This is a genomic window from Mesorhizobium ventifaucium, from assembly GCF_935822925.1.
GTDB lineage: Bacteria > Pseudomonadota > Alphaproteobacteria > Rhizobiales > Rhizobiaceae > Mesorhizobium > Mesorhizobium ventifaucium.
Genome location: NZ_CAKXZS010000023.1, coordinates 183,901 through 206,467, shown reverse-complemented (window position 1 = coordinate 206,467; position 22,567 = coordinate 183,901). Strand labels below are relative to the sequence as shown.

Genomic DNA, 22,567 nt, shown 5'->3' with positions numbered 1-22,567 from the left:
TGTGGTAAGAGGGTTGCATGGGCGATTCCTTCCATTTGTCGACGGCAGACCTCGTGGCGCTGGGTTTCTTCCTTTTCGTGTGGGTGCTGCATACGCTCGCCTCCGACGGAAAGCTGGTCAGGCGCATGTCGCTGACGACGGCGATGAACGTCCAGCGTCAAGCCTGGATGCGGAACATGGCCGAACGCGAGGTCCGCATTGTCGACACCGCCATCATGGCCGGCCTTCAACAGGGAACCGCCTTTTTCGCCTCCAGTTCGCTGATTGCGATCGGCGGCTGTTTTGCCCTGCTCGGCGCCTCCGATCAGGTTGTTTCGGTGCTGAGCGACCTGCCGCTCGGCGCGACGTCGTCCCGCTCCGCCTTTCAGATGAAGGTGTTCGGATTGGTTCTGATCCTTGCCTATTCCTTTTTCAAGTTCGGCTGGGCCTACCGGCTGTTCAACTACTGCTCGATCCTGATCGGTGCGGTGCCGATCCCGCACGGCGAGGATTCACGCAACCCGGTCAGCGAGACGGCGGTATGGCGGGCGGCGCGCATGAACATGCTGGCCGGAAAACATTTCAATTCCGGCATGCGCGGCGTGTTCTTCTCGATCGGCTATCTCGGCTGGTTCGTCGACCCAAAAGTGTTCGTGCTGTCGACGCTGCTGTTGCTGGCGGTTCTGGTGCGTCGCCAGTTCTTCTCGGCGGCACGGCAAGCCGTGATCGGTCAGCCGCCCGAGCCGACGCCTGGTCCGGGAAAAAGCCGATCGATGCGGCCCGACAGCCGGTAGGCGACGAGCCCGATCCATTCACGGACCGCCGCGCTGGTGGTCTGCAGCGAACCGAAGGGATCGTCGCGAAACAGGCCGATGCCTTCCTTGCCGGAGGTGCGGTAATCGACCGCCAGGGAACGGTGGCAAAGCCGACCTTGTCGAACAGCGCCTTGGCGCGCGACATGTGCAAGGCCGAGGTCACCAGCAGCCAGGTCTCGCCCGGTTTCGGGGTGACCAGTTCCCGGGTGAAGGTGGCGTTCTCGTCGGTGTTGCGGGATTTTTCTCGAGGATCAGCCGATCGGCCGTCACACCGAGCGCGGCGAACAGACGCGGTGCTGTCTCCGCATCGCCCTCGCCATCGCCGATCATTGCGATGGCGCCCCCGGAGATGACGACCTTCGCTGTCGGAAAATGCCGGGCCAGCACGGCCGCCGCGACCATCCGATCGCCGCTTGCGCTCAGTTCATAGCCGCCACGCACGAAATTGACGGCGCCCTCCATGCCGCCCCCCAGCACGACGATGCCATCGGCCTTTTCCGGCAGCGGCGGGCGCGGAAAGCGTTCTTCCAACGGATTGAGCATCAGTGCGCCGAGCGAGGTCCAGGTCGAGAGGGCGAGGATGAGAAACGCCAGCCCGCTGCCGGTGACAAACGGCTTTCTGCGCCCGACCAAGGCAGCAAGCAACCAGCAGTAGAACGATCGCCAGATTCAATGACTGGACGAGGAGCCAAAATATTTTGGAAAGATAGTAGAACATCCCTCACCCCTTCAGATGGGAGACGACACTACCACCACTTTTCGGGCCGGAACGTACCCGCCGCCTGTTCGATGACATGGGCGGTCTGGAACAAGGTTTCCTCGTCGAACGGCCGGCCGATGAGCTGCAGGCCGAGCGGCAGGCCCTTGGCGTCCAGCCCTGCGGGCACGGCGATGCCCGGCAGTCCGGCCATGTTCACGGTCACCGTGAAGATGTCGTTGAGGTACATCTTGACCGGGTCGGCGGCCATGTCCTCGTCGGCGATGCCGAAGGCTGCCGACGGCGTCGCCGGCGTCAGGATGACGTCGACGCCTGCGGCGAATGCGTTTTCGAAATCCCGCTTGATGAGATTGCGCACCTTCTGCGCCTGCAGATAGTAGGCATCGTAGTAGCCGGCGGAGAGCACATAGGTGCCGATCATGATGCGGCGCTTGACCTCGCGGCCGAAGCCGGCGGCGCGGGTCGTCTCGTACATGTCGACGATGTCCTTGCCCGGCACGCGCAACCCGTAGCGGACGCCGTCATAGCGGGCGAGGTTCGACGAAGCTTCGGCGGGCGCGACGATGTAATAGGCCGGCAGCGCGTATTTGGTATGCGGAAGCGAAATGTCGACGATCTCGGCGCCGGCATCCTTCAGCCAGGCAATGCCTTTCTGCCACAGCGCCTCGATCTCGTCGGGCATGCCGTCGACGCGGTATTCCCTGGGGATGCCGACCTTCATGCCCTTGATCGGCTTGCCGATCGCGGCCTCGTAATCCGGCACCGGGCGGTCGACCGAGGTGGTGTCCTTCGGATCGACCGACGCCATGGATTTCAAGAGAATCGCGGCGTCACGCACGTCGCGGGCGATCGGACCGGCCTGGTCGAGCGACGAAGCAAAGGCGACGATGCCCCAGCGCGAGCAGCGGCCGTAGGTCGGCTTGATGCCGACCGTGCCGGTGAAGGCGGCGGGCTGGCGGATCGAGCCGCCGGTGTCGGTGGCGGTGGCGCCGGCACACAGGAGCGCCGAAACGGCGGAGGCCGAGCCACCCGACGAGCCGCCCGGCACGAGCTGGGCGTTGTCGAGCGTGCGCGCGGTCCTGGTGCCGCCGGCCGTGACAAAACTGCCATCGCCCTGATGCGTGGTCGGCATCACGACCGTGTCGAGGCGCGAACGCCGCCACGGATTGACGACAGGGCCGTAGTAGGAGGTCTCGTTTGACGAGCCCATGGCGAACTCGTCCATATTGAGCTTGCCGAGCATGACGGCGCCGTCGGCCCACAGATTGGCGGTGACGGTCGATTCATAGTGCGGCTTGAACCCGTCCAGCACATGGCTGCAGGCCTGGGTGTGGACGCCTTCGGTGCCGAACAGGTCCTTGATGCCGAGCGGAATGCCTTCAAGCGACCCGCCCTCGCCCTTCGCAAGCTTTGCGTCCGAGGCCTTGGCCATGTCGCGCGCCTTGTCATCGGTTACGACGACATAGGCGTTGAGCGCCGGATTGGCCCGCTCGATCGCCTGGAGATAGGCTTCGGTGATCTCGGTTGCGGTGATTTCCCTGGCGCGCAGCTTGGCGCGGGCCTGCGAAATCGTCAGGTGGGTCAGGTCGCTCATCAGGCAAGGCTCTTTTCGTAAAACACCGACCACCCGGAATCGGGATAGTCCAGCACCGGGCCGCAGCGCGAAAAGCCGGCGCGTTCATAGACGGTCCACGCAGCCGGATGGCGGTCGCCGGTTTCCAGCACCAGACGCTTCAGTCCTTCATTGCGCGCCAGCGCCTCGATCCGCTCGACTATCCCGGCGCCGATCTTCTGCCCGCGATGCGAAGGCCGGGTGTACATGCGCTTGACCTCGCCGACGGCACCGTCGTGACGCTTCAGCGCGCCGCAGCCGACGGCAAGGCCGTTGTCACGAGCGATGAAGACAGTCGTGTCGTTGTCGGCCATCTGCTCGACGGTCATGTGGTAGCAGTGCTCCGGCGGCGTAATTCCAGCAGCGTGTCGTTGAGTTCCTTGACCAGCCCGCGCACCTCGTCCTGCAGCGGCGTTTCGATGGCGATCTCGATTGCCATCGGCCCGCTACTCCACGACCTTCGGCACGAGGAAGAAATTCTCTTCGGTGGCCGGTGCGTTGGCGACGATGTCGGCCGCCTTGCTGCCGTCGGTGACGACGTCCGGGCGCTTCTTCATCTCCATCGGAATGACCGACGTCATCGGCTCGACGCCGGAGACGTCGACCTCGTTCAACTGCTCGACAAAACCGAGAATGGCGTTCAACTCGCCGGTCATGCGCTCGGCGTCCTCCTCGCTCACCGCAATGCGGGCGAGACGCGCGACGCGCTTCACAGTCTGCAGATCAACGGACATATTTGCTTGTGCCTCGGGAAAACCAGTCCGCGCTATAGCGGCGCGGCGCGTGCCGCGCAACATGCATCGTGCCGAGAACCGGCCCAGAAGGTCGATGGCAGCGCAACGCCGTCGCAGCGAATAGCTGGCGCCTTTGACATGCTCTACAAGGTGCACACTCTACAAGGTGCACGCTCTACAAGGAGATTGTCCCGCCGATCTCCGGCGATGCCACCTTCACGCCGGAACCCTCCAACCCAGCGACAAACTTGTCGGCGGTCTGGTCGATGATCGGAAACGTGCCGAAGTGACTGGGAATGACCGTCTCGAACTGAAAGAAGCGCCGGCAGGCAAGGGCTGCCACCGCGCCACCCATGGTGAAGCGGTCGCCGATCGGCACGATGCCGATCTTCGGCTCATGCAGTTCGTTGATCAGCGCCATGTCGGAAAAAATGTCGGTGTCGCCCATGTGGTAGAGCGTCTTGTCTTCCTGGAAATGCAGGACGAGGCCGCCGGGATTGCCGAGATAGGTGTTCTGGCCCTTGTCGCCCGGGAACGACGAGGAATGCAGCGCCTGGACGAAGGTGGTGGTGAAGCCGCCGCAATCGACAGTGCCGCCGATATTGCCGGGATTGATCTTCTTGTCGCTGACGCCCTTGCCGACCAAGTACATGCAGATCTCGAAATTGGCGACCAGCATGGCGCCGCTTTTCCCGAGCACTTCGAGCGCACCGCTGATGTGGTCGCTGTGGCCGTGGGTCAACAGAACATGCGTGACCCCTGCCGCCGGCTCTTCCCAGCCGCCCGTCCACGATGGATTGCCGATCAGATAGGGATCGATGAGGATTTTCGCCTCGGCGGTTTCGACGCGAAACGCGGAATGTCCGTACCAAGTCAGTTTCATGAATGCCTTCCTCGATTTTTTCTTCGCCAAAGGATAGAACGCCGGCAGTGAAATTAAAGTCTCATCGCGTCGTTTGCGGCGTGTAGTCCAAGGAAAGCCGTTGAGCATCATCACCATCGAGGAGTTGCCGGCGCGGCTCGGCGGCGGCAAGACGCTGGCCGGGCTCGATCTCGGCGACAAGACGATTGGCGTGGCGGTTTCCGACCGGGGCTTTGCCTTCGCCCACCCGCGTCCCGTCATCATGCGCCGGAAATTCTCGCTGGATGCCGCAGTGCTGCTCGCCTTGCTGCAGAAAGAGAATGTCGGGGCCGTGGTGCTCGGCCTGCCGGTCAACATGGACGGGTCGGAAGGCCCACGCGCCCAGAAATCCCGCGCCTTCGCCCGCAACATGGCTGGTGTGACCGACCTGCCCTTTGTTTTGTGGGACGAGCGGCTGTCGACGGTGGCGGCTGAGCGGACTCTGATCGAGATGGACTTTTCGCGCCGCAAACGCGCCGGCAAGATCGATTCGGCCGCCGCGGCCTTTATTCTGCAGGGCGCTCTCGACCGGCTTCAGGCGCTCGGCGTCGACGCCTGGTCGAAATAGCGGTCGCGCATTATCCTGATCCAGCTACCGATCACCCGGCGTCGGCGAAACGCCCAAAACGCCATGAGCAGCAGGCTGTCGAGGATGCAGGCCTTTGCCACCATGCCGGGAATAAGCGCCGGATCGATGCCAAGCATCTCCCCGTAGAGCTGGAAGACGAGGTCATGCAATTGGCGGCTCAGCATGACATAGCCGAAATTGATGTCGTTGAGCGACAGGAAGAACCAACCCCAGAACAGGGCGAGCGGCGCCGCCCATAGCGCGAACAAGGTGCGCATCAGCGGTCCCTCAAGTTCGTATCCGGCCAGTTCGTGTCCAGCCGGCCGGAAATGCGCGAGAGCGCCGGCGCCGCCGCCTTCGCCATCAGATGCGCGGCGGCACTGGTTTCACCCGTGCCCGGAACCGCTGCGGCCAGGGCCGACCGCCGCTCTGCGAGCATGGCGACATAGGAAGCCAGCAGTGCCGCCAGTTGCACCGCGACAACCATGAGCAGTCCGTTGATGCCTTGCGCGGCGCCGCCGACGACAATCAGCGACAGCACGCCGGAGGCGCAGATGAAGGCGACCCGCACGACGCTATCGGTCGCGTCCGGATTTGTCGGGTCGCTGAACAGAGCCTCGACAAAGGCCCAGCAGAACAGCGCCGCTACGACGAGCAGCGCTACGGCAAGCGGCGCCACCACGACGGGGTTTTCGAGGCCGGCAAAGCGGGAACTCTGAACGGCGACGCCGAGCACGCCGAGCGCTGCCGCAAGACCGCGATTCCCATCGATGCAGATGAACGCCAGCAGGGCGAAAACGACCGCCCAGTGCAAGGCCAGAAAGGAGCTCAATATGTGCCGCATAGCGTTCCTGCTTCCGTAAACACGACAGTGGGCTTTGCGGCTTGCCGCTGCAATGGAAACCATTCGTTAAGGTTAACGGTCATCCACAGCGGCGCGACAGACGACGAGAAACCTTCCCGAAGTCGCTTCAGGTGACCGGTGGGTAGAGCGTGTCGATGATCATACGCGCGTCATGGCGTGAATCGAGCATGCCATAAGTGTTGCGCCACTGGCCGGCGAGGCGCGTCTCGACGAAGGCGTCGGCGATCCGCCCTGCCCCCAGCCTGCGAAGCTCCGCCGCTGCCGCCGACAGCGCCAGTTGCTCGGTGAGCAGACGGGCCGAGCCCTCATCGGTTGCCGCGACCTGCATTGCCGCCTTGAGCACACCGACGGTGCCGCGCCCGCCAGCGCCGAGATCGCGATCGATGCCGGCCAGCACCTCCTCGAACAGGCCGGGTGCACGCCCCAGCACGCGCAGCACATCGAGCGCCATGACGTTGCCGGATCCCTCCCAGATCGCGTTGACCGGAGCTTCGCGATAGTAGCGGGCGAGCGGCGCCTCCTCGACATAGCCATTGCCGCCGAGGCATTCCATCGCCTCATAGAGCAGCGGCGGTGCGATCTTGCAGACCCAGTATTTGACGACCGGCGTCATGGCGCGAGCAAACGCCGCCTCGCCGCGGTCGCCGGCCGCCTCGTCGAAAGAGCGCGCCAGTCGGAATGACAGCGCGGTGGCGGCGGCGACGTCGAGCGCCATGTCGGCCAGCACGCGCTGCATCAGCGGCTGCTCGATCAGATTGGTTCCAAACACCTGGCGGTGACGGCTGTGGTGGACGGCTTCGGCCAGCCCGGCTCGCATGATCGCCGACGAGGCGATCGCGCAGTCGAGCCGGGTCAGCGTCACCATATCCATGATCGTTTTGACGCCTGCCCCGGGCTCGCCGACCATCTCGCCGATGGCATTGACGAACTCGACTTCGGAGGAGGCGTTGGAGCGGTTGCCAAGCTTGTCCTTCAGCCGCTGGAAGCGGAAGCCATTGCCCGAACCATCGCCGAGAATGCGGGGAACGAGAAAGCACGAAAGTCCTTCCGGCGCCTGTCCAAGCACCAGGAACGCATCCGACATCGGCGCCGACATGAACCATTTGTGGCCGGTCAGCCGATAGAAGCTGCTGCCGGCGCGCTCGGCCCTGGTGACGTTGGCGCGGACGTCGGTGCCGCCCTGCTTCTCGGTCATGCCCATGCCGAGCGTCAGCCCGGCCTTTTCGACCGGCGGCTTCTGGCTCTGGTCGTATTTGCGTGTCGTGACCCGCGGCGCCCATTCGCGAAACAGTTTTGGGCTTGCCATCAGCGCTGCCAGCGATGCGCTGGTCATGGTGATGGGACAGAGATGCCCGGTTTCGAGCTGGGCCGTCAGGTAGAAACGGGCGGCGCGCGCCTGATGGCGGCGGCCGATCTCGGCATCGCCATTTTCCCAGACCGACGAATGCAGTCCGTTCGCCACCGACCGGCGCATCAGCGCATGATAGGCTGGATGGAACTCGACCAGATCGATGCGCCGGCCCTGGCGGTCATGGGTCCTGAGCTTCGGCGTTTCGACATTGGCGAGGCGGGCCAGTTCCTGCGCCTCCTGCGTCAGCACGAAACGGCCAAGCCCATCGAGGTCCTTGCGCACCGGATCGGAAAAACGCTCGGCAAGCTGGATCAGCAACGGATCGCCCCGCCAGGCGTTGCCGCCTGCCAGCGGCGGCGGCTGGTTCGTCACGTCGTCGGTCACGCACTGTCCTTACCATCACAAGGCCACGAATCCGAAGCCATCAGCAGTTTATAACCCAAGCCGCGCAACGCGCGCGACGAAAATACCGGGGAGAAAGGCCGCAATACAAAGCTGGTGCTTGCAGCCAAAGGTCCTCCACCCTATAGCAGCGCCTTGAGATGACCGACGCTTCGTCCCTGCCACTCTATCCCCACCGCCATCTTCTGGGCATCCGCGATCTTTCACCCGCCGACATCGAGCTTTTGCTGGACAGGGCGGACCGATCGGTCGCGATCTCGCGGCAGTCGGAGAAAAAGGCCTCGACGCTGCGTGGCCGCACTCAGATCAATCTGTTCTACGAAGCTTCGACACGTACGCAATCGTCGTTCGAACTGGCCGGAAAACGGCTCGGCGCCGACGTCATGAACATGTCGGTGGCCAGCTCTTCGGTGAAGAAGGGCGAGACGCTGATCGACACAGCGATGACGCTGAACGCCATGCATCCCGACATCCTGATCATCCGCCACCAGTCGGCGGGTGCCGCCGCGCTGCTGGCGCAAAAGGTCGGCTGCTCGGTGATCAATGCCGGCGACGGCGCCCATGAGCACCCGACGCAGGCGCTGCTCGACGCGCTGACCATCCGCCGCGCCAGAGGCCCGCTGTCGAAGCTGATCGTGGCGATCTGCGGCGACATCCTGCATTCGCGCGTGGCGCGCTCCAACATCATGCTGCTCAATGCGCTCGGCGCGCAGGTGCGCGTCGTGGCGCCGTCGACGCTTTTGCCCGCCGGCATCGAGAAAATGGGCGTGACCGTCACCCGTTCGATGGCCGAAGGGCTCAAGGACGCGGATGTGGTGATGATGCTGCGGCTGCAGCGCGAGCGGATGGAAGGCGCCTTCGTGCCTTCGGTGCGCGAGTATTTCCACTATTTCGGCCTCGACGCCGAGAAGCTGAAGGCGGCCAAGGACGGCGCTTTGGTCATGCATCCCGGCCCAATGAATCGCGGCGTCGAGATCGCCTCGGAAATTGCCGACGGTCCGCAGAGCGTCATCCAGGAACAGGTGGAGATGGGTGTTGCCGTGCGCATGGCGGTGATGGAAGCGCTGCTCGATCCCCGCCGCAATTATGAGGGCCGCAAAGTTGAGGGCCGCGGCGCATGAGCACAACGGTCTTCAGCCGGGCCCGCATCGTCGATCCGTCGCGCGGCATCGATGAGGTCGGCACGGTCATTGTCGAGGGCCGCAAGATCGTCGCTGCCGGCAAGTCGGCCTTGAACCAGGGCGCTCCGCAAGATGCTACCGTCATCGACTGCTCCGGCAAGGCTGTTATCCCCGGCCTGATCGATGCGCGCGTCTTCATCGGCGAACCGGGCGGTGAACATCGCGAGACCATCGCTTCGGCCAGCGTGGCGGCGGCTGCCGGCGGCGTCACTTCCATCGTCATGATGCCCGACACCGACCCCGTGATCGATAATGTCGCGCTGGTCGAATTCGTGCTGCGCACCGCCAAGGACACGGCCGTCGTCAACATCTTTCCGGCGGCGGCGATCACAAAAGGCCTCGAAGGCCGCGAGATGACCGAATTCGGCCTGCTGCGCGAGGCCGGCGCGATCGCCTTCACTGACGGGCGGCACACCATATCAAGCGCACTGGTGATGCGCCGCGCGCTGACCTATGCGCGCGATTTCGGCGGCGTGATCGCGCATGAAACCCAAGACGCCGACCTCGCTTCGTCAGGCGTCATGAACGAAGGCCTCTATGCCAGCTGGCTCGGCCTTGCCGGCATTCCGCGCGAGGCCGAGTCCATTCCGCTGGAGCGCGACCTTGCGCTGGCGCGGCTGACTGGCGGAGCCTATCACGCGGCCAAGATCTCGACCGCCATGGCGGCAAACGCGGTAACGAGGGCCAAGGCCGACGGCGCCAACGCCACATCAGGCGTCTCGATCCACAATCTGTCGCTCAACGAGAACGATGTCGGCGAATACCGCACCTTCTTCCGGCTGACGCCGCCGCTGCGCGCCGAGGAAGACCGGCTGGCGATGATCGAGGCGGTCAAGGACGGCACGATCGACATCATCGTATCCTCGCACGACCCGCAGGACGTCGACACCAAGCGCCTGCCTTTCGCCGACGCCGCGGCCGGTGCCATCGGACTGGAAACGCTGCTTGGCGCGGCGCTGCGGCTCTACCACAATGGCGATATGACGCTGCTCAGGTTGCTTGAGACATTGTCCACCGCCCCGGCAAGACTGTTCGGCCTGCCCGGCGGCACGCTGAAGCCGGGTGCCGTCGCCGACCTTGCGCTGGTCGATCTCGACGAGCCATGGATCGTCAGCGAAAGCGGCATCCGTTCGCGCTCGAAAAACACCTGTTTCGAAGGCGCGCGGCTGCAGGGCAAGGTCTTGCAAACGATAGTGGCGGGCCGCACAGTGTTTTCGGCCTAGGGGCATAGCTGGGGGAACAATGGCTTACGGCATCATCTTGGCGCTGGTGTTCGGCTATCTGCTCGGCTCGATCCCGTTCGGCCTCCTGATCACCCGTGCCGCCGGCCTTGGCGACGTCCGCAACATCGGCTCCGGCAATATCGGCGCCACCAATGTGCTGCGCACCGGCAACAAGGGCCTGGCTGCCGCCACGCTGCTGCTCGACGCGCTGAAAGGCACGGCGGCGGTGCTGATCGCCGGTTACTTTGCCCCGGAACTCGGGCTCTGGGCCGGCCTCGGCGCCTTTTTCGGCCATCTCTTCCCGGTCTGGCTCGGTTTCAAGGGCGGCAAGGGGGTCGCCACCTATCTCGGCGTGCTGATTGCATTGGCCTGGCAGGTGGCACTGATCTTCGCCCTCGTCTGGCTGGCCATGGCTTTCCTGTTCCGCTATTCCTCGCTGGCGGCGCTGACGGCAGCAATCGTCGTGCCGATCGCGCTCTATGTCCTCAGCACGCCCGAGATTGCCGGGCTGTTCGCGCTGATGAGCCTGATCGTCATCGTAAAACACCGGGCCAACATTACCCGGCTGCTGGCCGGCACCGAGAACAAGATCGGGGCCAAGGAGTGAGCCAGCGCGCCGCCGGGACGCGGCTCAGCGACCGGCAGCGGTTGAGCTGGCTTCGTTTGATCCGCACGCCGAATGTCGGCCCGGCCACTTTTCGCGACCTGATCAACCGTTTTGGCTCGGCCGAGACGGCGCTTGAGATGCTGCCCGAGCTGATGATTTCGGGCGGCGCCAGAAAGGTCGTCCGCATCCCGACGATGGCCGAGGCCGAGGCGGAACTGGAGACAGCCCGGCGGGCCGGCGCCCGCTTCGTCGGCATTGGCGAGGCCGACTATCCGCCGCTGATGAAAAGCATGGACCATCCGCCGCCGCTGCTCGCGGTCAAGGGCGAAGGCGCGGTGTTCCGGCTGCCGGCAGTCGCCATAGTCGGCGCCCGCAACGCCTCGCTGGCCGGCATCAAGATGGCGCGAACGCTCGCCGCCGAACTCGGCCGCGACGGCTTCGGTATCGTCTCCGGCCTGGCGCGCGGCATCGACACGGCAGCCCATCAGGGCAGCCTTGCGTCAGGTACGATCGGTGTGCTGGCCGGCGGCCTCGACCTGCCCTACCCGCCGGAGAATGCCGCATTGTGCAACGAGATTGCCGAGCGCGGCGGCGCCATCATTTCAGAGATGCCGTTCGGCTGGCAGCCGCGCGCCCAGGATTTTCCGCGCCGCAACCGCCTTGTCGCCGGTGCGGCATTGGGGCTGGTCGTGGTCGAGGCGGCGCTACGTTCCGGCTCGCTGATCAGCGCCAGGCTTGCCGGCGAGATGGGCCGGCTGGTCTTCGCCGTCCCCGGCTCGCCGCTCGATCCGCGCGCCGCCGGCGCCAACGCCTTGCTCAAGGACGGCGCCACCCTGGTCACCGAGGCATCAGACATTACCGGTGCGATCGCGCCGCTGGTCGGCGCACTGGCGCCAAGGACGTCGCTGCTCGAAGAGCCGCCCGACTTTTCGGCAACACCGCCACCCGGCGAAGGCGACCGCGCCCGCGTCATCGAAGCGCTCGGCCCAACGCCAGTGGCGGTCGACGAAATCATCCGCCACACCGGCCTGCATCCCGCCCAGGTTTTCATGGTGCTGCTGGAACTCGACCTCGCCGGCCGGCTGGAGCGCCACGCCGGCGGCAATGTTTCGCTGGTGTGAGCGAGGTTTTCCGGATGACTCAGCGCACGTTTTTTGTGGAAACCTGCCCCGATGCTGGCCCCATCCGGCTACTGCCGGTCGCGTTTGTCGCGGCAGATCAGTCTTTACCTGCAAATCCCGGTCGCCGCCTTCGAACGAAACAGACTTGTGCCTTGCCCTTTGCCATGCCGAAAACCTCCTATCGTTGCCGGCAGGATAGACGTCGGGCACAATCGTCAATTGGGCAGGATGCGGAAATTGCGGTTTGACTGTTCGGCGCTGCCAGCGCTTATCGTGCCCCCAAAAGGGCATCTGGGGCTCAAGAAAATGCGACTTGACAGCATTCAGGTGGGACGCGGAGCCGCAGCGTTTTTGGTTGTTCTGCTGCATTCGGAACTCGCTGTCACCAAATATTTCGGCGCGCCTATCACGAATGGCGCGCTGCTCTTTGGCAAGGCAGGGGTCGACTTCTTTTTCGTCCTGTCAGGTTTCATCATTTGGTGGGTGCACAGCCCCGACATCGGGAACAAGCCCAGACTCGCAAACTATGCGATGAAGCGTTCGCGCAGAATCTATCCGACCTATTGGGTGGCTCTGGCCTGTGTGATTGCGATTTTTGCTGTGATGCCGGAAGCGGGAACTGGCCGCGAATTGGAGTTACCGTCTGTGCTCCGCGCGATCTTGTTATTTCCCAATCCAGACGGGCAGATACTCGGCGTCGCGTGGACACTTTGCTACGAGATGGTTTTCTACATCCTGTTCGGCATCTTGATATTCGCGCCGATAACCGGGATCGTTTTAATGGCTGGCTGGCTGTTGTGCGCCATGGCCTTTCCCGACGCGAACTCCTTCATTTTTGCGCCATATCCTGCTCATTTCGCCATGGGTATGGCGGCCGCGTTCCTATCGAGGGGCTTAAACCTTCGCCATGGCGTCGCTATCGCGGCGGCTGGAGTGTGCCTCTTTGCTGCTTGTGCCGTTGCCGAACAGCATCTTGGCGAGGTCGCCCGCCATTTGTGCTACGCCGTCTCCAGCATGGTGATCATTGTCGGTCTTTGCAGCATGGATCTGAAATCGCCCACTTCATGGCCAAAGCCATTGCTGCTGTTGGGCGCGGCGTCCTACTCCTTGTACCTGGTTCACTATCCAACGCTCGTCGGAGCCAACAAGCTGCTCTCAAACGTGTACCCAGAACTTTCTCCGTCGATCGCGCTCATTTGCGCGATCGCTGTGGCGACTGGAGCCGGGATTACTTTCCATCTCGTAGTTGAGCGACCAATCGGCGAGTTCCTACAGCGTCGAGACTCGCGAATAGTGCAGGCGGCGCCCGGTTAGGCTGCCAGGGGCGGCATGTTCTTGAAGACATGCGCGGCGTGGGCCACCGCGCCCCCTGCCACGCTCACATCACAGGCGGTGTCCACAAAGGCGGCGTTGCCTTCAAGTGCCATGATAATCTTCGTCCCGGTTACACCTGCGATGGTGATCGCATAGGTGACTGTGAGGTTGGCGGCATCGTTAAGCACCACCGTTCTAATGGCCGCCGTAGTGACCGCAGTGACCCCGACGAGTCGCCGGAATTATCTGCCCGGCGCGATGCACCGCCATTCAGGCAAGCCGCCACGTCTCCTGATCCTGCGCCTGGCCGCCTGAATCGGCACGCCACAAAGCTTGTGGCTTTGGGCGGGGAACAACCAGCGAATGGCTCGTGCGAGCAAATGTTCTCGCACGGCCTCGCATTTTCTCGCATGTTCCGGCTCTGTTCCAGACGCCAAATCGCTAAGTGATTGAAGTTCCACGTGAAAAATTGGTGAGCGCGCAGGGATTCGAACCCTGGACCTACTGATTAAAAGTCAGTTGCTCTACCGGCTGAGCTACGCGCTCCCGCGGGCTCAGGATGCCGCCCTCGAAATTGCGCGGAACATAGGGAGAGTGTCTCGAACGGTCAACCGGAAAAAGAGGCCGCGCAAGCCGGACTTTTTGCGGTCTCCTGACGCCTCGCAAGCCGTCTCGACAAGATCGGGGTGGCTGTCTCGCACGAAAGCCGAGACCTATTACAAATCAGCAGCTTGCTGTTTTTCGCGGAACAATTGCGCAACCTGCCCGTTTTTGTCGGCACAAGGGACGACGCTTTCAAGGAGAAGACCATGAACAGGATCATGTCGGGCTTGCTGGCGACCGTGCTGTCAGCGTCATTCGCTGTAGCACAAATCGTGCCCGTCAACGCCCAGCCCATCTACGTGCCGCTGGGTCAGAACATCTCGTCGGATGTCCAGACCGTTCAGGATGAACGGTGGAGGTGGAGGAACCGGGATTTCTCGCGTCGCGATTTCCGCCGTGATTCCCGTCGCGATTTTTCTCGCCGTGATTTCCGTCGCGATTTTTCTCGCCGTGATTTCCGTCGCGATTTTTCTCGCCGCGATTTTTCCCGCCGCGATTTTTCCCGCCGCGATTTTCGTCGTTTCGCCCGTAACGACGATTACAGGTATTGGCGCGGCTATCGCGGCTATCGCTACTATCGCCCTGGCTATCGTCGCTACAACGACTACTGGTTCCCGCTGGCTGCCTTCGCCACTGGGGCGCTGATCACCGGCGCGATCGTCAACAACCAGTACCGCCGCGTCTATCGCGGCGATGCCCACGTGGAGTGGTGCTACAACCGCTACAGATCTTACCGGGCCTATGACAACACGTATCAGCCTTACTACGGCCCCCGCCGGCAGTGCATCTCGCCCTATTGATAAGCCGGGGCAGAGCTGAACAAGAGTCGTTGAAGAGAAGAGCCTGGGCTGACGAAGGCGCAGGCTTTTTCTTTCGGTGCGCGAATCTACAGCGTGCTCAGTGTCCGGCGCACAGCATGGCGCCAACCCGCCAGCTTTGCGGAACGGACCGATGCATCCATGTCCGGTCGAAACCGTCGCTCCAGCGCCCAGCTTCTGGCGAATTCCCTTGTCTTCGGCCAGACGCCCGCCTTCGAGCCGGCCAGCCATGCCGCACCGAGCGCCGTCGTCTCCAGGATGGTCGGACGGTCGACCGGCGCATCGAGGATGTCCGCAAGCCGCTGCATCGTCCAGTCCGACGCCACCATGCCGCCATCGACCCTGAGAACGGTCTTCGCTGACGCGCCCTTCCAGTCCTTGCGCATCGCGTCGAGCAGGTCGCGCGTCTGAAACGCAACGGACTCGAGTGCGGCACGGGCAAATTCCGCCGGGCCCGAATTGCGGGTCAGCCCGAAGATGGCGCCGCGCGCTTCGGCGTCCCAGTGCGGCGCGCCAAGCCCGACGAAAGCCGGCACCAGATAGACTTGTTGGGTCGGGTCGGCGCTCGCCGCCAGCACGCCGCTCTGCTCGGCCTTGCCGATCACCTTGATGCCGTCGCGCAGCCATTGCACGGCAGCACCCGCGATGAAGATCGATCCTTCCAGCGCGTAAGTGGTCTTGCCGTTCAGCCTGTAGGCAATGGTCGTCAACAGCCGGTTCTTCGAGCGCACCAGATCGCTGCCGGTGTTGAGCAGCGCGAAGCAGCCGGTGCCATAGGTGGATTTCATCATGCCCGGCTCGAAACAGGCCTGGCCGATGGTCGCCGCGTGCTGGTCGCCAGCCACACCGAGAATCTTTATCTCTGCGCCGAACAGGCTTTTCTCTGTGATTCCATAGTCGTCGGCGCAATCCTTCACCTGCGGCAGCATTCTTGCCGGTATACCGAGAATGGCCAGGAGCTCGTCGTCCCAGGCATTCTTTTCGATGTTGTAGACCAGCGTGCGCGAGGCGTTGGTGGCATCGGTGGCGTGAACCTTGCCGCCAGTCAGCCGCCAGATCAGAAAGCTGTCGATGGTGCCGGCCAGCAATTCGCCGTTCTCGGCGCGTTTTCTGGCGCCCTTCACCTTGTCCAGAATCCAGGCGATCTTGGTGCCGGAGAAATAGGGATCGAGCAGCAGGCCGGTCTTTCTGGTGAACGTCTTCTCCAGCCCCTGCTTCCTCAATTTCTGGCACAGCGGCGCGGTGCGGCGGTCCTGCCAGACAATCGCGTTGTGGATCGGCTTGCCGGTCGCCCTGTCCCAGATGACGACGGTTTCGCGCTGGTTGGTGATGCCGATTGCCGCGATGTCGGCGGCCTTTCGCCCGGCAGCAGCCAAGGCTGCCTTGCAGGTCGAAGCGACCGTGTCCCAGATTTCCTCTGGATCGTGCTCGACCCAGCCGGAGGCCGGATAGTGCTGGGCAAACTCCTTTTGTCCGCTGCCTACAAGTTTCATGGACCCATCGAACACGATGGCGCGGCTGGACGTGGTGCCCTGGTCGATCGACAAGATGTATCCGGTCATGCTGTCTACCCCTCAGTTACAACGAAGGGAGACGGCTCGCGCCGCCTCCCTGTTAGCCTCTTTTTCCGCTTTCGCGTTCGGCAAGCCTACTGGGTGGTCCAGCGCTTGATCAGTTCCTCATAGACGATGGTCTCGCCTTTCGGCTTCTCGTTCTCGAGTTTGGCCTTAGGACCGTTCGGCTTGCCCAACCATTCGGCCGGATCTTTCGGCTCGTTGAGTCGCGGACCACAGCCGCCATAGACCTTAGCGGACTCGTCGGCGGCCTGCATGCGGGCCATCGTGATGTCCATTTCCTCAGCGAGGCGGTCCATCGCCTGCTGCGGCGTGAACGCCCCGGAGTTCACGTCGCCGATCTGCTGCCACCAGATCTGGGCGAGCTTCGGGTAGTCGGGCACGTTGATGCCGGTCGGCGACCAGGCGACCCGGTCTGGAGAGCGGTAGAACTCCACCCAGCCGCCGAGTTTGGGCGCACGGTCGGTAAACGACTGATGCCGGATGTCGGAATCGCGGATCAGAGTGAGCCCGACATGGGACTTCTTCAAAGACACGGTCTTCGACACGACGAACTGCGCATAAAGCCAGGCGGCCTTGGCACGATCGGCCGGGGTCGATTTCAGGATCGTCCAAGAGCCCACGTCCTGATAGCCGATCTTCTGCCCTTCCTTCCAGTACGGGCCGTGCGGCGACGGGGCCATGCGCCACAACAAATTGCCCTGATCATCGACCGTGTTGTTGCCTTCCGACTTGGGCTTCACCATGTCGGCGAGGAAAGCCGTGTACCAGAAGATCTGCTGGGCCACGTTGCCTTGGCTCAGCGCGGGCAGCGACTGGTAGAAATCGTAGCTCGCTGCTCCGGGAGGCGCAAAGTTGCGCAGCCACTCGTCCCACTTTGCGATGGCATAGACCGACGCCGGACCATTCGCCTCGCCACCGCGCGAAACGCTCGCGCCGACAGGATTGCAGGTGCCCGCCTCCATGCGAATGCCCCATTCGTCGATCGGGATGCCATTCGGCTCGCCGGGGCTGCCGGTACCGGCCATGGACAGCCACGCGTCAGTCATGCGCCAACCAAGATCGGGCGCGCGCTTGCCGTAGTCCATGTGTCCGAAGACCTGAACGCCGTCGATTTCCTTCACGTCCTTGGAGAAGAATTCGGCGATATCCTCGTAGGCGGACCAGTTCACCGGGACGCCGAGATCGTAGCCATACTTGGCCTTGAACTTTTCCTTGAGTTCCGGCTTGTCGAACCAGTCCTTGCGGAACCAGTAGAGGTTGGCGAACTGCTGGTCCGGGAGCTGGTAGAGCTTGCCGTCCGGGCCGGTCGTGAACTTGATGCCAATGAAGTCTTCGAGATCGAGCGTCGGAAGGGTGACATCCTTGCCTTCGCCGGCCATGAAATCGGTGAGATTCACGGCAAGCTGCAGCCGCGAATGGGTGCCGATCAGGTCGCTGTCGTTGACATAAGCGTCATAAAGGTTGCGGTTGGTCTGCATCTGGGTCTGCACGGCCTGGACGACTTCGCCCTCGCCGAGGATTTGGTGGTTGACCTTGATGCCGGTGATCGCCTCGAACGCCTTGGTGAGCACGGTCGATTCATAGGTGTGTGTCGGGATACCTTCCGACAGCACGTTGACCTCCATGCCGGCGAACGGTTTCGCGGCATCGACAAACCATTGCATTTCGGCTTCCTGAGCCGAGCGATCAAGGGTCGAAAGGCCATTGATTTCCGTGTCAAGGAATGTCTTGGCTTCGTCCATGCCTGCGTAGGCCTGACTGGCCCCGAGCAGCAGGACTAGTGCCGTTGTCGATGTTAGTAGGTGACGTCGCATGAGGTTCCTCCCATTTCGGTTTCAAGTGCGATCGGAGCGGTCGTTGCGCGGCCGCTCCAACAGTTTCTCCCCCTAGACGAATCGAAAAACGCCGATGGCGTAGACGATCGAGAGGGCGAGTGCCCACCACAGGTTGGGTCCAACAAGACCCAGCCAAGCGAGATGGATGTAGGCGCTGCCTAGCAGCGAAATGAACAGTCGGTCGCCACGCGTAGTGTCGAGCCCGAGAACGCCATGGCGCGGCGCTCCGCCAGGACTGGCCCACTCCCACACGGTCATTCCGACCAGAAGAAGCAGGATCACGCCAAAGAAGGTGGCGGTCTGCCAAGTCCAGGCCATCCATGACAGATCCATCGTCTTTACTCCTTCCCCGCGCTGCCGCTAGACGCGGCCGAGCGCAAACCCCTTGGCGATATAGTTCCGGACGAACCAGATGACGATCGCGCCCGGAACGATGGTGAGCACGCCGGCGGCCGCCAGCAATCCGAGTTCGTAGCCCGATGTGCTCGCCGTCCGGGTCATCACGGCGGCGATCGGCTTCGCGGCGACAGATGTCAGCGTCTTGGCGAGCAACAGCTCGACCCAAGAGAACATGAAGCAGAAGAACGCCGTGACACCGATGCCGGAAGCGATCAGCGGCATGAATATCTTCACGAAGAACCGCGGCCAGGAATAGCCGTCTATGAAGGCCGTCTCGTCGATCTCCTTCGGCACTCCGGACATGAAACCTTCGAGAATCCACACTGCGAGCGGTATGTTGAACAGGCAGTGCGCCAGCGCAACGGCCCATGGCGTGTCGAAGAGATTGATGGCCGAGTAGAGCTGGTAAAAGGGCAGCGCGAAAACCGCCGGAGGCGCCATGCGGTTGGTCAGCAGCCAGAAGAACAGGTGCTTGTCCCCAAGGAAGCGGTAGCGCGAGAAGGCATAGGCAGCGGGCAGCGCCACGCTGACCGAAATCGCAGTGTTGATAAATACATAGCTGATGGAGCTGATGTAGCCATTGTACCAAACGGGGTTGGTGAGGATCTCGACATAGCTTGCCACCGTGAAACTGCGTGGCCACAATGAAAAGCCGCCGAGGATTTCGTTTGTCGTCTTGAACGACATGTTGAGCAGCCAGTAGATCGGCAGCATCAGGAAGATGATGTAGACCGTCGGCACGAGCCAAAGGAAGCGCGCCTCCCGGCCGCGTCCGCTCATTACGCTCGCCGACTGGAGACCCGCCGCATTCGACGCCGGTGGCGGCGTTGTCTGCTCTCGCATCAAAATGTCGCCCCTTTTATCCCCAAGGCCTTCCTTCACCGATGTCATCTCAGCCCTCCGCTTCGGATTGGGTCATCAGGGTGTAGAAGAGCCACGACACCAGCAGCGTCATCAGGAAGTAGATGATGCTCATGGCCGCCGCGATTCCGAGGTTGAATTCGCCGAGCGCTGCCTTGACAAGATCGATCGACAGGAAGGTCGTGGCATTGCCCGGTCCCCCGCCTGTCAGTACGAACGGTTCAGTGTAGACCATGAAGGAATCCATGAACCGCAGCAGCATGGCAATGGTCAGCACGCGCTTCATCTTGGGCAGCTGGATAAAGCGGAACACCGACCAACGTGATGCACCGTCAATCTTTGCAGCCTGATAGTAGGCGTCGGGTATCGAGACGAGGCCTGCATAGGCAAGCAGCACCACCAGCGAGGTCCAATGCCATACGTCCATCAGGACGACGGTGAACCACGCCGACAGCGGCTGGCTGGTGAAATTGTAGCTGATGCCCATCGCGTTGATAACATAGCCGAGCAGCCCGATGTCCGGCAGCGCAAAGATGTTCCACATAGCGCCGACGACATTCCATGGGATCAGCAACGGCAGCGACATCAACACCAGGCAGACCGCGACCCATGGGCCGGAACGCGGCATGGCAAGCGCCACCGCCACGCCCAGCGGCACCTCGATCAGCAGGATTAACCCGGTGAAGGCGAACTGGCGCAGGAGCGATGCGTGGAAGCGCGGCGAATTAAGCACTTCCTGGAACCACTTAACGCCTTCAAAGAAGAACAGGTTGTTTCCGAACGTCTCCTGAACTGAATAGTTGACCACCGTCATCAGCGGGATGATTGCGTTGAACGCCACCAGCACCAGCACCGGGAGCACCATGAACCACGCCTTGTTGTTCCAGGTCTTATCCATGGAGTTCAGCCTCCCATCTCGACGCGCCAGGAATCGGCATAGATATTGATTCCCGCCGGGTCGAAAGCGATCTTCGGATCGGCGGGAATGACCTCGTCCTCGCCGACGATCGCCGCGATGTCGCGGCCTTCGAAACTGGCGCGCACCACCTTGTGGCGGCCGATATCCTCGACCTTGCGGATTGAAACAGGCATGCCGCTGGCGCCAAGCCTGACATATTCGGGGCGGATGCCAAGTTCGATCACGCCTGTGGTCCCAGCTTTAGGTGCGCCCGGCAATTCGATCGTCTGGCTGCCGAGCCGCGCACTCCTGCCTTCGACCGCGACCGGCATGACGTTCATGCCCGGCGAGCCGATGAAATAGCCGACGAAGGTATGCTTGGGGCGCTCGAACAGTTCGGCCGGAGAGCCGATCTGCACGATCTCGCCCTCATACATGACGACGACGTTTTCGGCGAAGGTGAGCGCCTCGGTCTGGTCGTGCGTGACGTAGACCATGGTGAAACCGAAGCGCCTGTGCAACTGCTTCAACTGCGAGCGCAGCACCCACTTCATATGCGGGTCGATGACGGTCAGCGGCTCGTCAAACAGGATCGCGTTGACATCGGAGCGCACCAACCCGCGTCCGAGCGATATCTTCTGCTTCTGGTCAGCGGTCAGCCCCCTCGCCCTTCTCTTGGCCATGTCGGCCAGACCGGTCATTTCCAGGGTATCGCGCACCTTGCGGTCGACGTCGGGTTCCGGAACGCCGCGGTTGCGCAGCGGGAAGGCCAGATTGTCGTAGACGGTCATGGTGTCGTAGATGACCGGGAACTGGAACACCTGAGCTATGTTGCGCTCCTGCGTCGACAGATTGGTCACGTCCTTGCCGTCGAACAGAAGCTCGCCGTGCGACGGATACAACAAGCCGGAAATGATGTTGAGCAGCGTGGTCTTGCCGCAGCCCGACGGCCCGAGCAGCGCATAGGCGCCGCCGTCCTCGAAGGCGTGATGCACCTCCTTCAGCGCATAGTCCTTGTCCGACTTCGGATGCGGCCCGTAGGCGTGGCGGATGTGATGGCAGTCGATGCGCGCCATGTGCCCTCCTCAAGCCGCCAGCATCTGTGTCGGCGTGGCCGAGCGGCCATTCGCGTCGAACACCATGATGTGCCGCGGGTCGATGAATACCTCGATGGTCTGGTCCGGCTCGAACACCTGGATGCCGTGCTCCAGCATGACCCAGCGGACATCGGCGAAGTCGAGATGCACAAAGCTTTCAGAACCGGTGATCTCGGTGACCGACACCTTTGCTCTCACCGCCACCGCCGACGGGCTCGGCCGGGCAAGGGAGAGATGGTGGGGCTGGAAGCCGATCGTGTAACTCGTATCGGCAATACCGGCGAGTTCAGCCGGCACCGGGAGGCTCACCCCACCATCAAGAAGGAAGCTCGAACCGCTCTTCTTCAGCACGATCGTGTTGAGCGGCGGATCGGCGAACGTCCTGGCCGTGACGAGGTCGTTCGGCCTGCGGAAGACGTCGATCGTCGGGCCGAACTGAGTAATGCGGCCTTCGGAAAGCGTCGCCGTGTTGCCGCCGAGCAGCAAGGCTTCGTGCGGCTCGGTCGTGGCGTAGACGAAGATGGTGCCGGTCGCCGCGAAGATCTTCGGCAACTCCGCGCGCAACTCCTCGCGCAGCTTGTAGTCGAGGTTGGCGAGCGGCTCGTCGAGCAGCACGAGGCTGGCGTTCTTGACGATGGCGCGCGCCAGCGCGGTGCGCTGCTGCTGGCCGCCGGAAAGGCTGAGCGGCGTGCGGTCGAGGAAGGGCGTCAGCTTGAGAAGGGCTGCGGCATTGCGCACCTCCTTGTCGATCTTTGCCCGCTCGGCACCGGCCACCCTCAGCGGCGAAGCGATGTTCTCGTAAACGGTCATCGCCGGATAGTTGATGAACTGCTGGTAGACCATGGCGACGTTGCGCTTCTGCACCGGGATGCCGGTGACATCCTTGCCATCGAACCAGACCGAGCCGGATGTCGGCACATCAAGGCCGGCCATCAGCCGCATCAGGCTGGTCTTGCCGGCAAGCGTCGGCCCGAGAAGGACGTTGAGCGAGCCGTGCTGAAGCGTCAGCGAGACATCGCGTATATGCTCCGTCGCCCCGACCGTCTTCGTCACGTTTCTCAGTTCCAGCATGATGCCTCCTCCCAGGC

General features: G+C 62.8%; 22 protein-coding genes, 1 tRNA gene and 2 pseudogenes. 8 read left to right on the top strand and 17 right to left on the bottom strand.

Going from position 1 to position 22,567, the window contains the following annotated elements; all coding sequences use genetic code 11:
- Positions 1-17: 17 nt before the first annotated feature.
- Positions 18-773 (top strand): DUF599 domain-containing protein, encoded by a 756-nt coding sequence (locus NMG70_RS18970; RefSeq protein WP_254025954.1) that lies wholly within the window; start codon positions 18-20, stop codon positions 771-773.
- Here NMG70_RS18970 and NMG70_RS18965 read toward each other — a convergent pair.
- The 5 genes and pseudogenes from NMG70_RS18965 to NMG70_RS18945 form a co-directional block, all read right to left on the bottom strand.
- Positions 710-1,512: pseudogene (locus NMG70_RS18965) on the bottom strand (YdcF family protein). The gene NMG70_RS18970 and the pseudogene NMG70_RS18965 overlap by 64 nt on opposite strands.
- 28 nt (positions 1,513-1,540) lie before the next feature.
- Complete coding sequence (locus NMG70_RS18960; protein ID WP_254025953.1) at positions 1,541-3,106, bottom strand: amidase; 1,566 nt, start codon at positions 3,104-3,106, stop codon at positions 1,541-1,543.
- Positions 3,106-3,563, bottom strand: a pseudogene (locus tag NMG70_RS18955) (GNAT family N-acetyltransferase). The gene NMG70_RS18960 and the pseudogene NMG70_RS18955 overlap by 1 nt, the downstream one beginning before the upstream one ends.
- Before the next feature lie 7 nt (positions 3,564-3,570).
- The gene (gene gatC / locus NMG70_RS18950; RefSeq protein ID WP_095520408.1) at positions 3,571-3,858 is read right to left on the bottom strand and encodes an Asp-tRNA(Asn)/Glu-tRNA(Gln) amidotransferase subunit GatC; all 288 of its coding nucleotides are present in this window, start codon (positions 3,856-3,858) and stop codon (positions 3,571-3,573) included.
- A gap of 175 nt (positions 3,859-4,033) precedes the next feature.
- Positions 4,034-4,741 carry a metal-dependent hydrolase gene (locus NMG70_RS18945; RefSeq protein WP_254025952.1) on the bottom strand — a complete coding sequence of 236 codons (708 nt, stop codon included), beginning with the start codon at positions 4,739-4,741 and terminating at the stop codon, positions 4,034-4,036.
- Between the two features lie 100 nt (positions 4,742-4,841).
- On the opposite strand from NMG70_RS18945, the gene ruvX reads away from it, so the two are divergent.
- A complete protein-coding gene (gene ruvX, locus NMG70_RS18940; protein WP_023801197.1) occupies positions 4,842-5,327 on the top strand; it encodes a Holliday junction resolvase RuvX in 486 nt (161 codons plus the stop codon).
- Here the strand turns inward: ruvX and NMG70_RS18935 are convergent.
- The 3 genes from NMG70_RS18935 to NMG70_RS18925 form a co-directional block, all read right to left on the bottom strand.
- Positions 5,294-5,605: a DUF6105 family protein gene (locus NMG70_RS18935; protein WP_254025951.1), complete on the bottom strand. Its 312-nt coding sequence runs from the start codon at positions 5,603-5,605 to the stop codon at positions 5,294-5,296. The two genes, ruvX and NMG70_RS18935, sit on opposite strands and share 34 nt — an antisense overlap.
- A complete protein-coding gene (locus tag NMG70_RS18930; protein WP_254025950.1) occupies positions 5,605-6,171 on the bottom strand; it encodes a hypothetical protein in 567 nt (188 codons plus the stop codon). Before NMG70_RS18930 ends, NMG70_RS18935 begins: the two co-directional genes overlap by 1 nt.
- Before the next feature lie 127 nt (positions 6,172-6,298).
- Entirely contained in the window at positions 6,299-7,927 is a 1,629-nt protein-coding gene (locus NMG70_RS18925; protein WP_254025949.1) for a DNA alkylation response protein, read from the bottom strand.
- Between the two features lie 158 nt (positions 7,928-8,085).
- Here NMG70_RS18925 and NMG70_RS18920 point away from each other — a divergent pair, with 158 nt between their 5' ends.
- The 5 genes from NMG70_RS18920 to NMG70_RS18900 are packed head-to-tail and all read left to right on the top strand — an operon-like array spanning position 8,086 to position 13,391.
- Positions 8,086-9,066 carry an aspartate carbamoyltransferase catalytic subunit gene (locus NMG70_RS18920; RefSeq protein ID WP_254025948.1) on the top strand — a complete coding sequence of 327 codons (981 nt, stop codon included), beginning with the start codon at positions 8,086-8,088 and terminating at the stop codon, positions 9,064-9,066.
- Positions 9,063-10,349, top strand: a complete 1,287-nt coding sequence (locus NMG70_RS18915) for a dihydroorotase (RefSeq protein ID WP_254025947.1) — start codon at positions 9,063-9,065, stop codon at positions 10,347-10,349. Before NMG70_RS18920 ends, NMG70_RS18915 begins: the two co-directional genes overlap by 4 nt.
- 19 nt (positions 10,350-10,368) lie before the next feature.
- The gene (plsY, locus tag NMG70_RS18910; RefSeq protein ID WP_254025946.1) at positions 10,369-10,956 is read left to right on the top strand and encodes a glycerol-3-phosphate 1-O-acyltransferase PlsY; all 588 of its coding nucleotides are present in this window, start codon (positions 10,369-10,371) and stop codon (positions 10,954-10,956) included.
- Positions 10,953-12,077, top strand: coding sequence for a DNA-processing protein DprA (gene dprA, locus NMG70_RS18905; RefSeq protein ID WP_254025945.1), 1,125 nt, complete (start codon positions 10,953-10,955; stop codon positions 12,075-12,077). The genes plsY and dprA overlap by 4 nt, the downstream gene beginning before the upstream one ends.
- 51 nt (positions 12,078-12,128) lie before the next feature.
- On the top strand, positions 12,129-13,391 hold the full coding sequence (locus NMG70_RS18900) for an acyltransferase family protein (RefSeq protein WP_254025944.1): 1,263 nt from the start codon (positions 12,129-12,131) through the stop codon (positions 13,389-13,391).
- Here NMG70_RS18900 and NMG70_RS18895 read toward each other — a convergent pair.
- Both NMG70_RS18895 and NMG70_RS18890 read right to left on the bottom strand, forming a co-directional pair.
- Positions 13,388-13,579, bottom strand: a complete 192-nt coding sequence (locus NMG70_RS18895) for a hypothetical protein (protein WP_254025943.1) — start codon at positions 13,577-13,579, stop codon at positions 13,388-13,390. The two genes, NMG70_RS18900 and NMG70_RS18895, sit on opposite strands and share 4 nt — an antisense overlap.
- Positions 13,580-13,861: 282 nt before the next feature.
- Positions 13,862-13,937, bottom strand: a tRNA-Lys gene (locus tag NMG70_RS18890).
- Between the two features lie 263 nt (positions 13,938-14,200).
- Here NMG70_RS18890 and NMG70_RS18885 point away from each other — a divergent pair.
- Positions 14,201-14,794 carry a BA14K family protein gene (locus tag NMG70_RS18885; protein WP_254026235.1) on the top strand — a complete coding sequence of 198 codons (594 nt, stop codon included), beginning with the start codon at positions 14,201-14,203 and terminating at the stop codon, positions 14,792-14,794.
- An 86-nt stretch (positions 14,795-14,880) separates the two neighbouring features.
- Here NMG70_RS18885 and glpK read toward each other — a convergent pair whose 3' ends face one another.
- The 7 genes from glpK to NMG70_RS18850 all read right to left on the bottom strand — a co-directional run bounded on the left by glpK (position 14,881) and on the right by NMG70_RS18850 (position 22,550).
- Positions 14,881-16,374, bottom strand: coding sequence for a glycerol kinase GlpK (gene glpK, locus NMG70_RS18880; RefSeq protein ID WP_254025942.1), 1,494 nt, complete (start codon positions 16,372-16,374; stop codon positions 14,881-14,883).
- A gap of 86 nt (positions 16,375-16,460) precedes the next feature.
- Complete coding sequence (locus NMG70_RS18875) at positions 16,461-18,203, bottom strand: ABC transporter substrate-binding protein (RefSeq protein ID WP_254025941.1); 1,743 nt, start codon at positions 18,201-18,203, stop codon at positions 16,461-16,463.
- Positions 18,204-18,275: 72 nt separating this feature from the next.
- Positions 18,276-18,557, bottom strand: a complete 282-nt coding sequence (locus NMG70_RS18870) for a DUF2160 domain-containing protein (protein WP_065007667.1) — start codon at positions 18,555-18,557, stop codon at positions 18,276-18,278.
- A gap of 27 nt (positions 18,558-18,584) precedes the next feature.
- Positions 18,585-19,403, bottom strand: a complete 819-nt coding sequence (locus NMG70_RS18865; RefSeq protein ID WP_065007668.1) for a carbohydrate ABC transporter permease — start codon at positions 19,401-19,403, stop codon at positions 18,585-18,587.
- Between the two features lie 112 nt (positions 19,404-19,515).
- Positions 19,516-20,382, bottom strand: a complete 867-nt coding sequence (locus NMG70_RS18860; protein ID WP_065007669.1) for a carbohydrate ABC transporter permease — start codon at positions 20,380-20,382, stop codon at positions 19,516-19,518.
- Between the two features lie 5 nt (positions 20,383-20,387).
- Positions 20,388-21,458, bottom strand: coding sequence for an ABC transporter ATP-binding protein (locus NMG70_RS18855; protein ID WP_254025940.1), 1,071 nt, complete (start codon positions 21,456-21,458; stop codon positions 20,388-20,390).
- Between the two features lie 9 nt (positions 21,459-21,467).
- Complete coding sequence (locus NMG70_RS18850) at positions 21,468-22,550, bottom strand: ABC transporter ATP-binding protein (RefSeq protein ID WP_254025939.1); 1,083 nt, start codon at positions 22,548-22,550, stop codon at positions 21,468-21,470.
- Positions 22,551-22,567: the final 17 nt, after the last annotated feature.

What these genes read in the sequence shown, in the direction of transcription:
- NMG70_RS18970 (WP_254025954.1), top strand. Translation starts at nt 18, where the DNA reads ATGGGCGATTCCTTCCATTTGTCGACGGCAGACCTCGTGGCGCTGGGT.
- NMG70_RS18960 (WP_254025953.1), bottom strand. Translation starts at nt 3,106, where the DNA reads ATGAGCGACCTGACCCACCTGACGATTTCGCAGGCCCGCGCCAAGCTG.
- gatC (WP_095520408.1), bottom strand. Translation starts at nt 3,858, where the DNA reads ATGTCCGTTGATCTGCAGACTGTGAAGCGCGTCGCGCGTCTCGCCCGC.
- NMG70_RS18945 (WP_254025952.1), bottom strand. Translation starts at nt 4,741, where the DNA reads ATGAAACTGACTTGGTACGGACATTCCGCGTTTCGCGTCGAAACCGCC.
- NMG70_RS18935 (WP_254025951.1), bottom strand. Translation starts at nt 5,605, where the DNA reads ATGCGCACCTTGTTCGCGCTATGGGCGGCGCCGCTCGCCCTGTTCTGG.
- NMG70_RS18930 (WP_254025950.1), bottom strand. Translation starts at nt 6,171, where the DNA reads ATGCGGCACATATTGAGCTCCTTTCTGGCCTTGCACTGGGCGGTCGTT.
- NMG70_RS18920 (WP_254025948.1), top strand. Translation starts at nt 8,086, where the DNA reads ATGACCGACGCTTCGTCCCTGCCACTCTATCCCCACCGCCATCTTCTG.
- NMG70_RS18915 (WP_254025947.1), top strand. Translation starts at nt 9,063, where the DNA reads ATGAGCACAACGGTCTTCAGCCGGGCCCGCATCGTCGATCCGTCGCGC.
- plsY (WP_254025946.1), top strand. Translation starts at nt 10,369, where the DNA reads ATGGCTTACGGCATCATCTTGGCGCTGGTGTTCGGCTATCTGCTCGGC.
- NMG70_RS18900 (WP_254025944.1), top strand. Translation starts at nt 12,129, where the DNA reads ATGCTGGCCCCATCCGGCTACTGCCGGTCGCGTTTGTCGCGGCAGATC.
- NMG70_RS18885 (WP_254026235.1), top strand. Translation starts at nt 14,201, where the DNA reads ATGAACAGGATCATGTCGGGCTTGCTGGCGACCGTGCTGTCAGCGTCA.
- glpK (WP_254025942.1), bottom strand. Translation starts at nt 16,374, where the DNA reads ATGACCGGATACATCTTGTCGATCGACCAGGGCACCACGTCCAGCCGC.
- NMG70_RS18875 (WP_254025941.1), bottom strand. Translation starts at nt 18,203, where the DNA reads ATGCGACGTCACCTACTAACATCGACAACGGCACTAGTCCTGCTGCTC.
- NMG70_RS18870 (WP_065007667.1), bottom strand. Translation starts at nt 18,557, where the DNA reads ATGGATCTGTCATGGATGGCCTGGACTTGGCAGACCGCCACCTTCTTT.
- NMG70_RS18865 (WP_065007668.1), bottom strand. Translation starts at nt 19,403, where the DNA reads ATGAGCGGACGCGGCCGGGAGGCGCGCTTCCTTTGGCTCGTGCCGACG.
- NMG70_RS18860 (WP_065007669.1), bottom strand. Translation starts at nt 20,382, where the DNA reads ATGGATAAGACCTGGAACAACAAGGCGTGGTTCATGGTGCTCCCGGTG.
- NMG70_RS18855 (WP_254025940.1), bottom strand. Translation starts at nt 21,458, where the DNA reads ATGGCGCGCATCGACTGCCATCACATCCGCCACGCCTACGGGCCGCAT.
- NMG70_RS18850 (WP_254025939.1), bottom strand. Translation starts at nt 22,550, where the DNA reads ATGCTGGAACTGAGAAACGTGACGAAGACGGTCGGGGCGACGGAGCAT.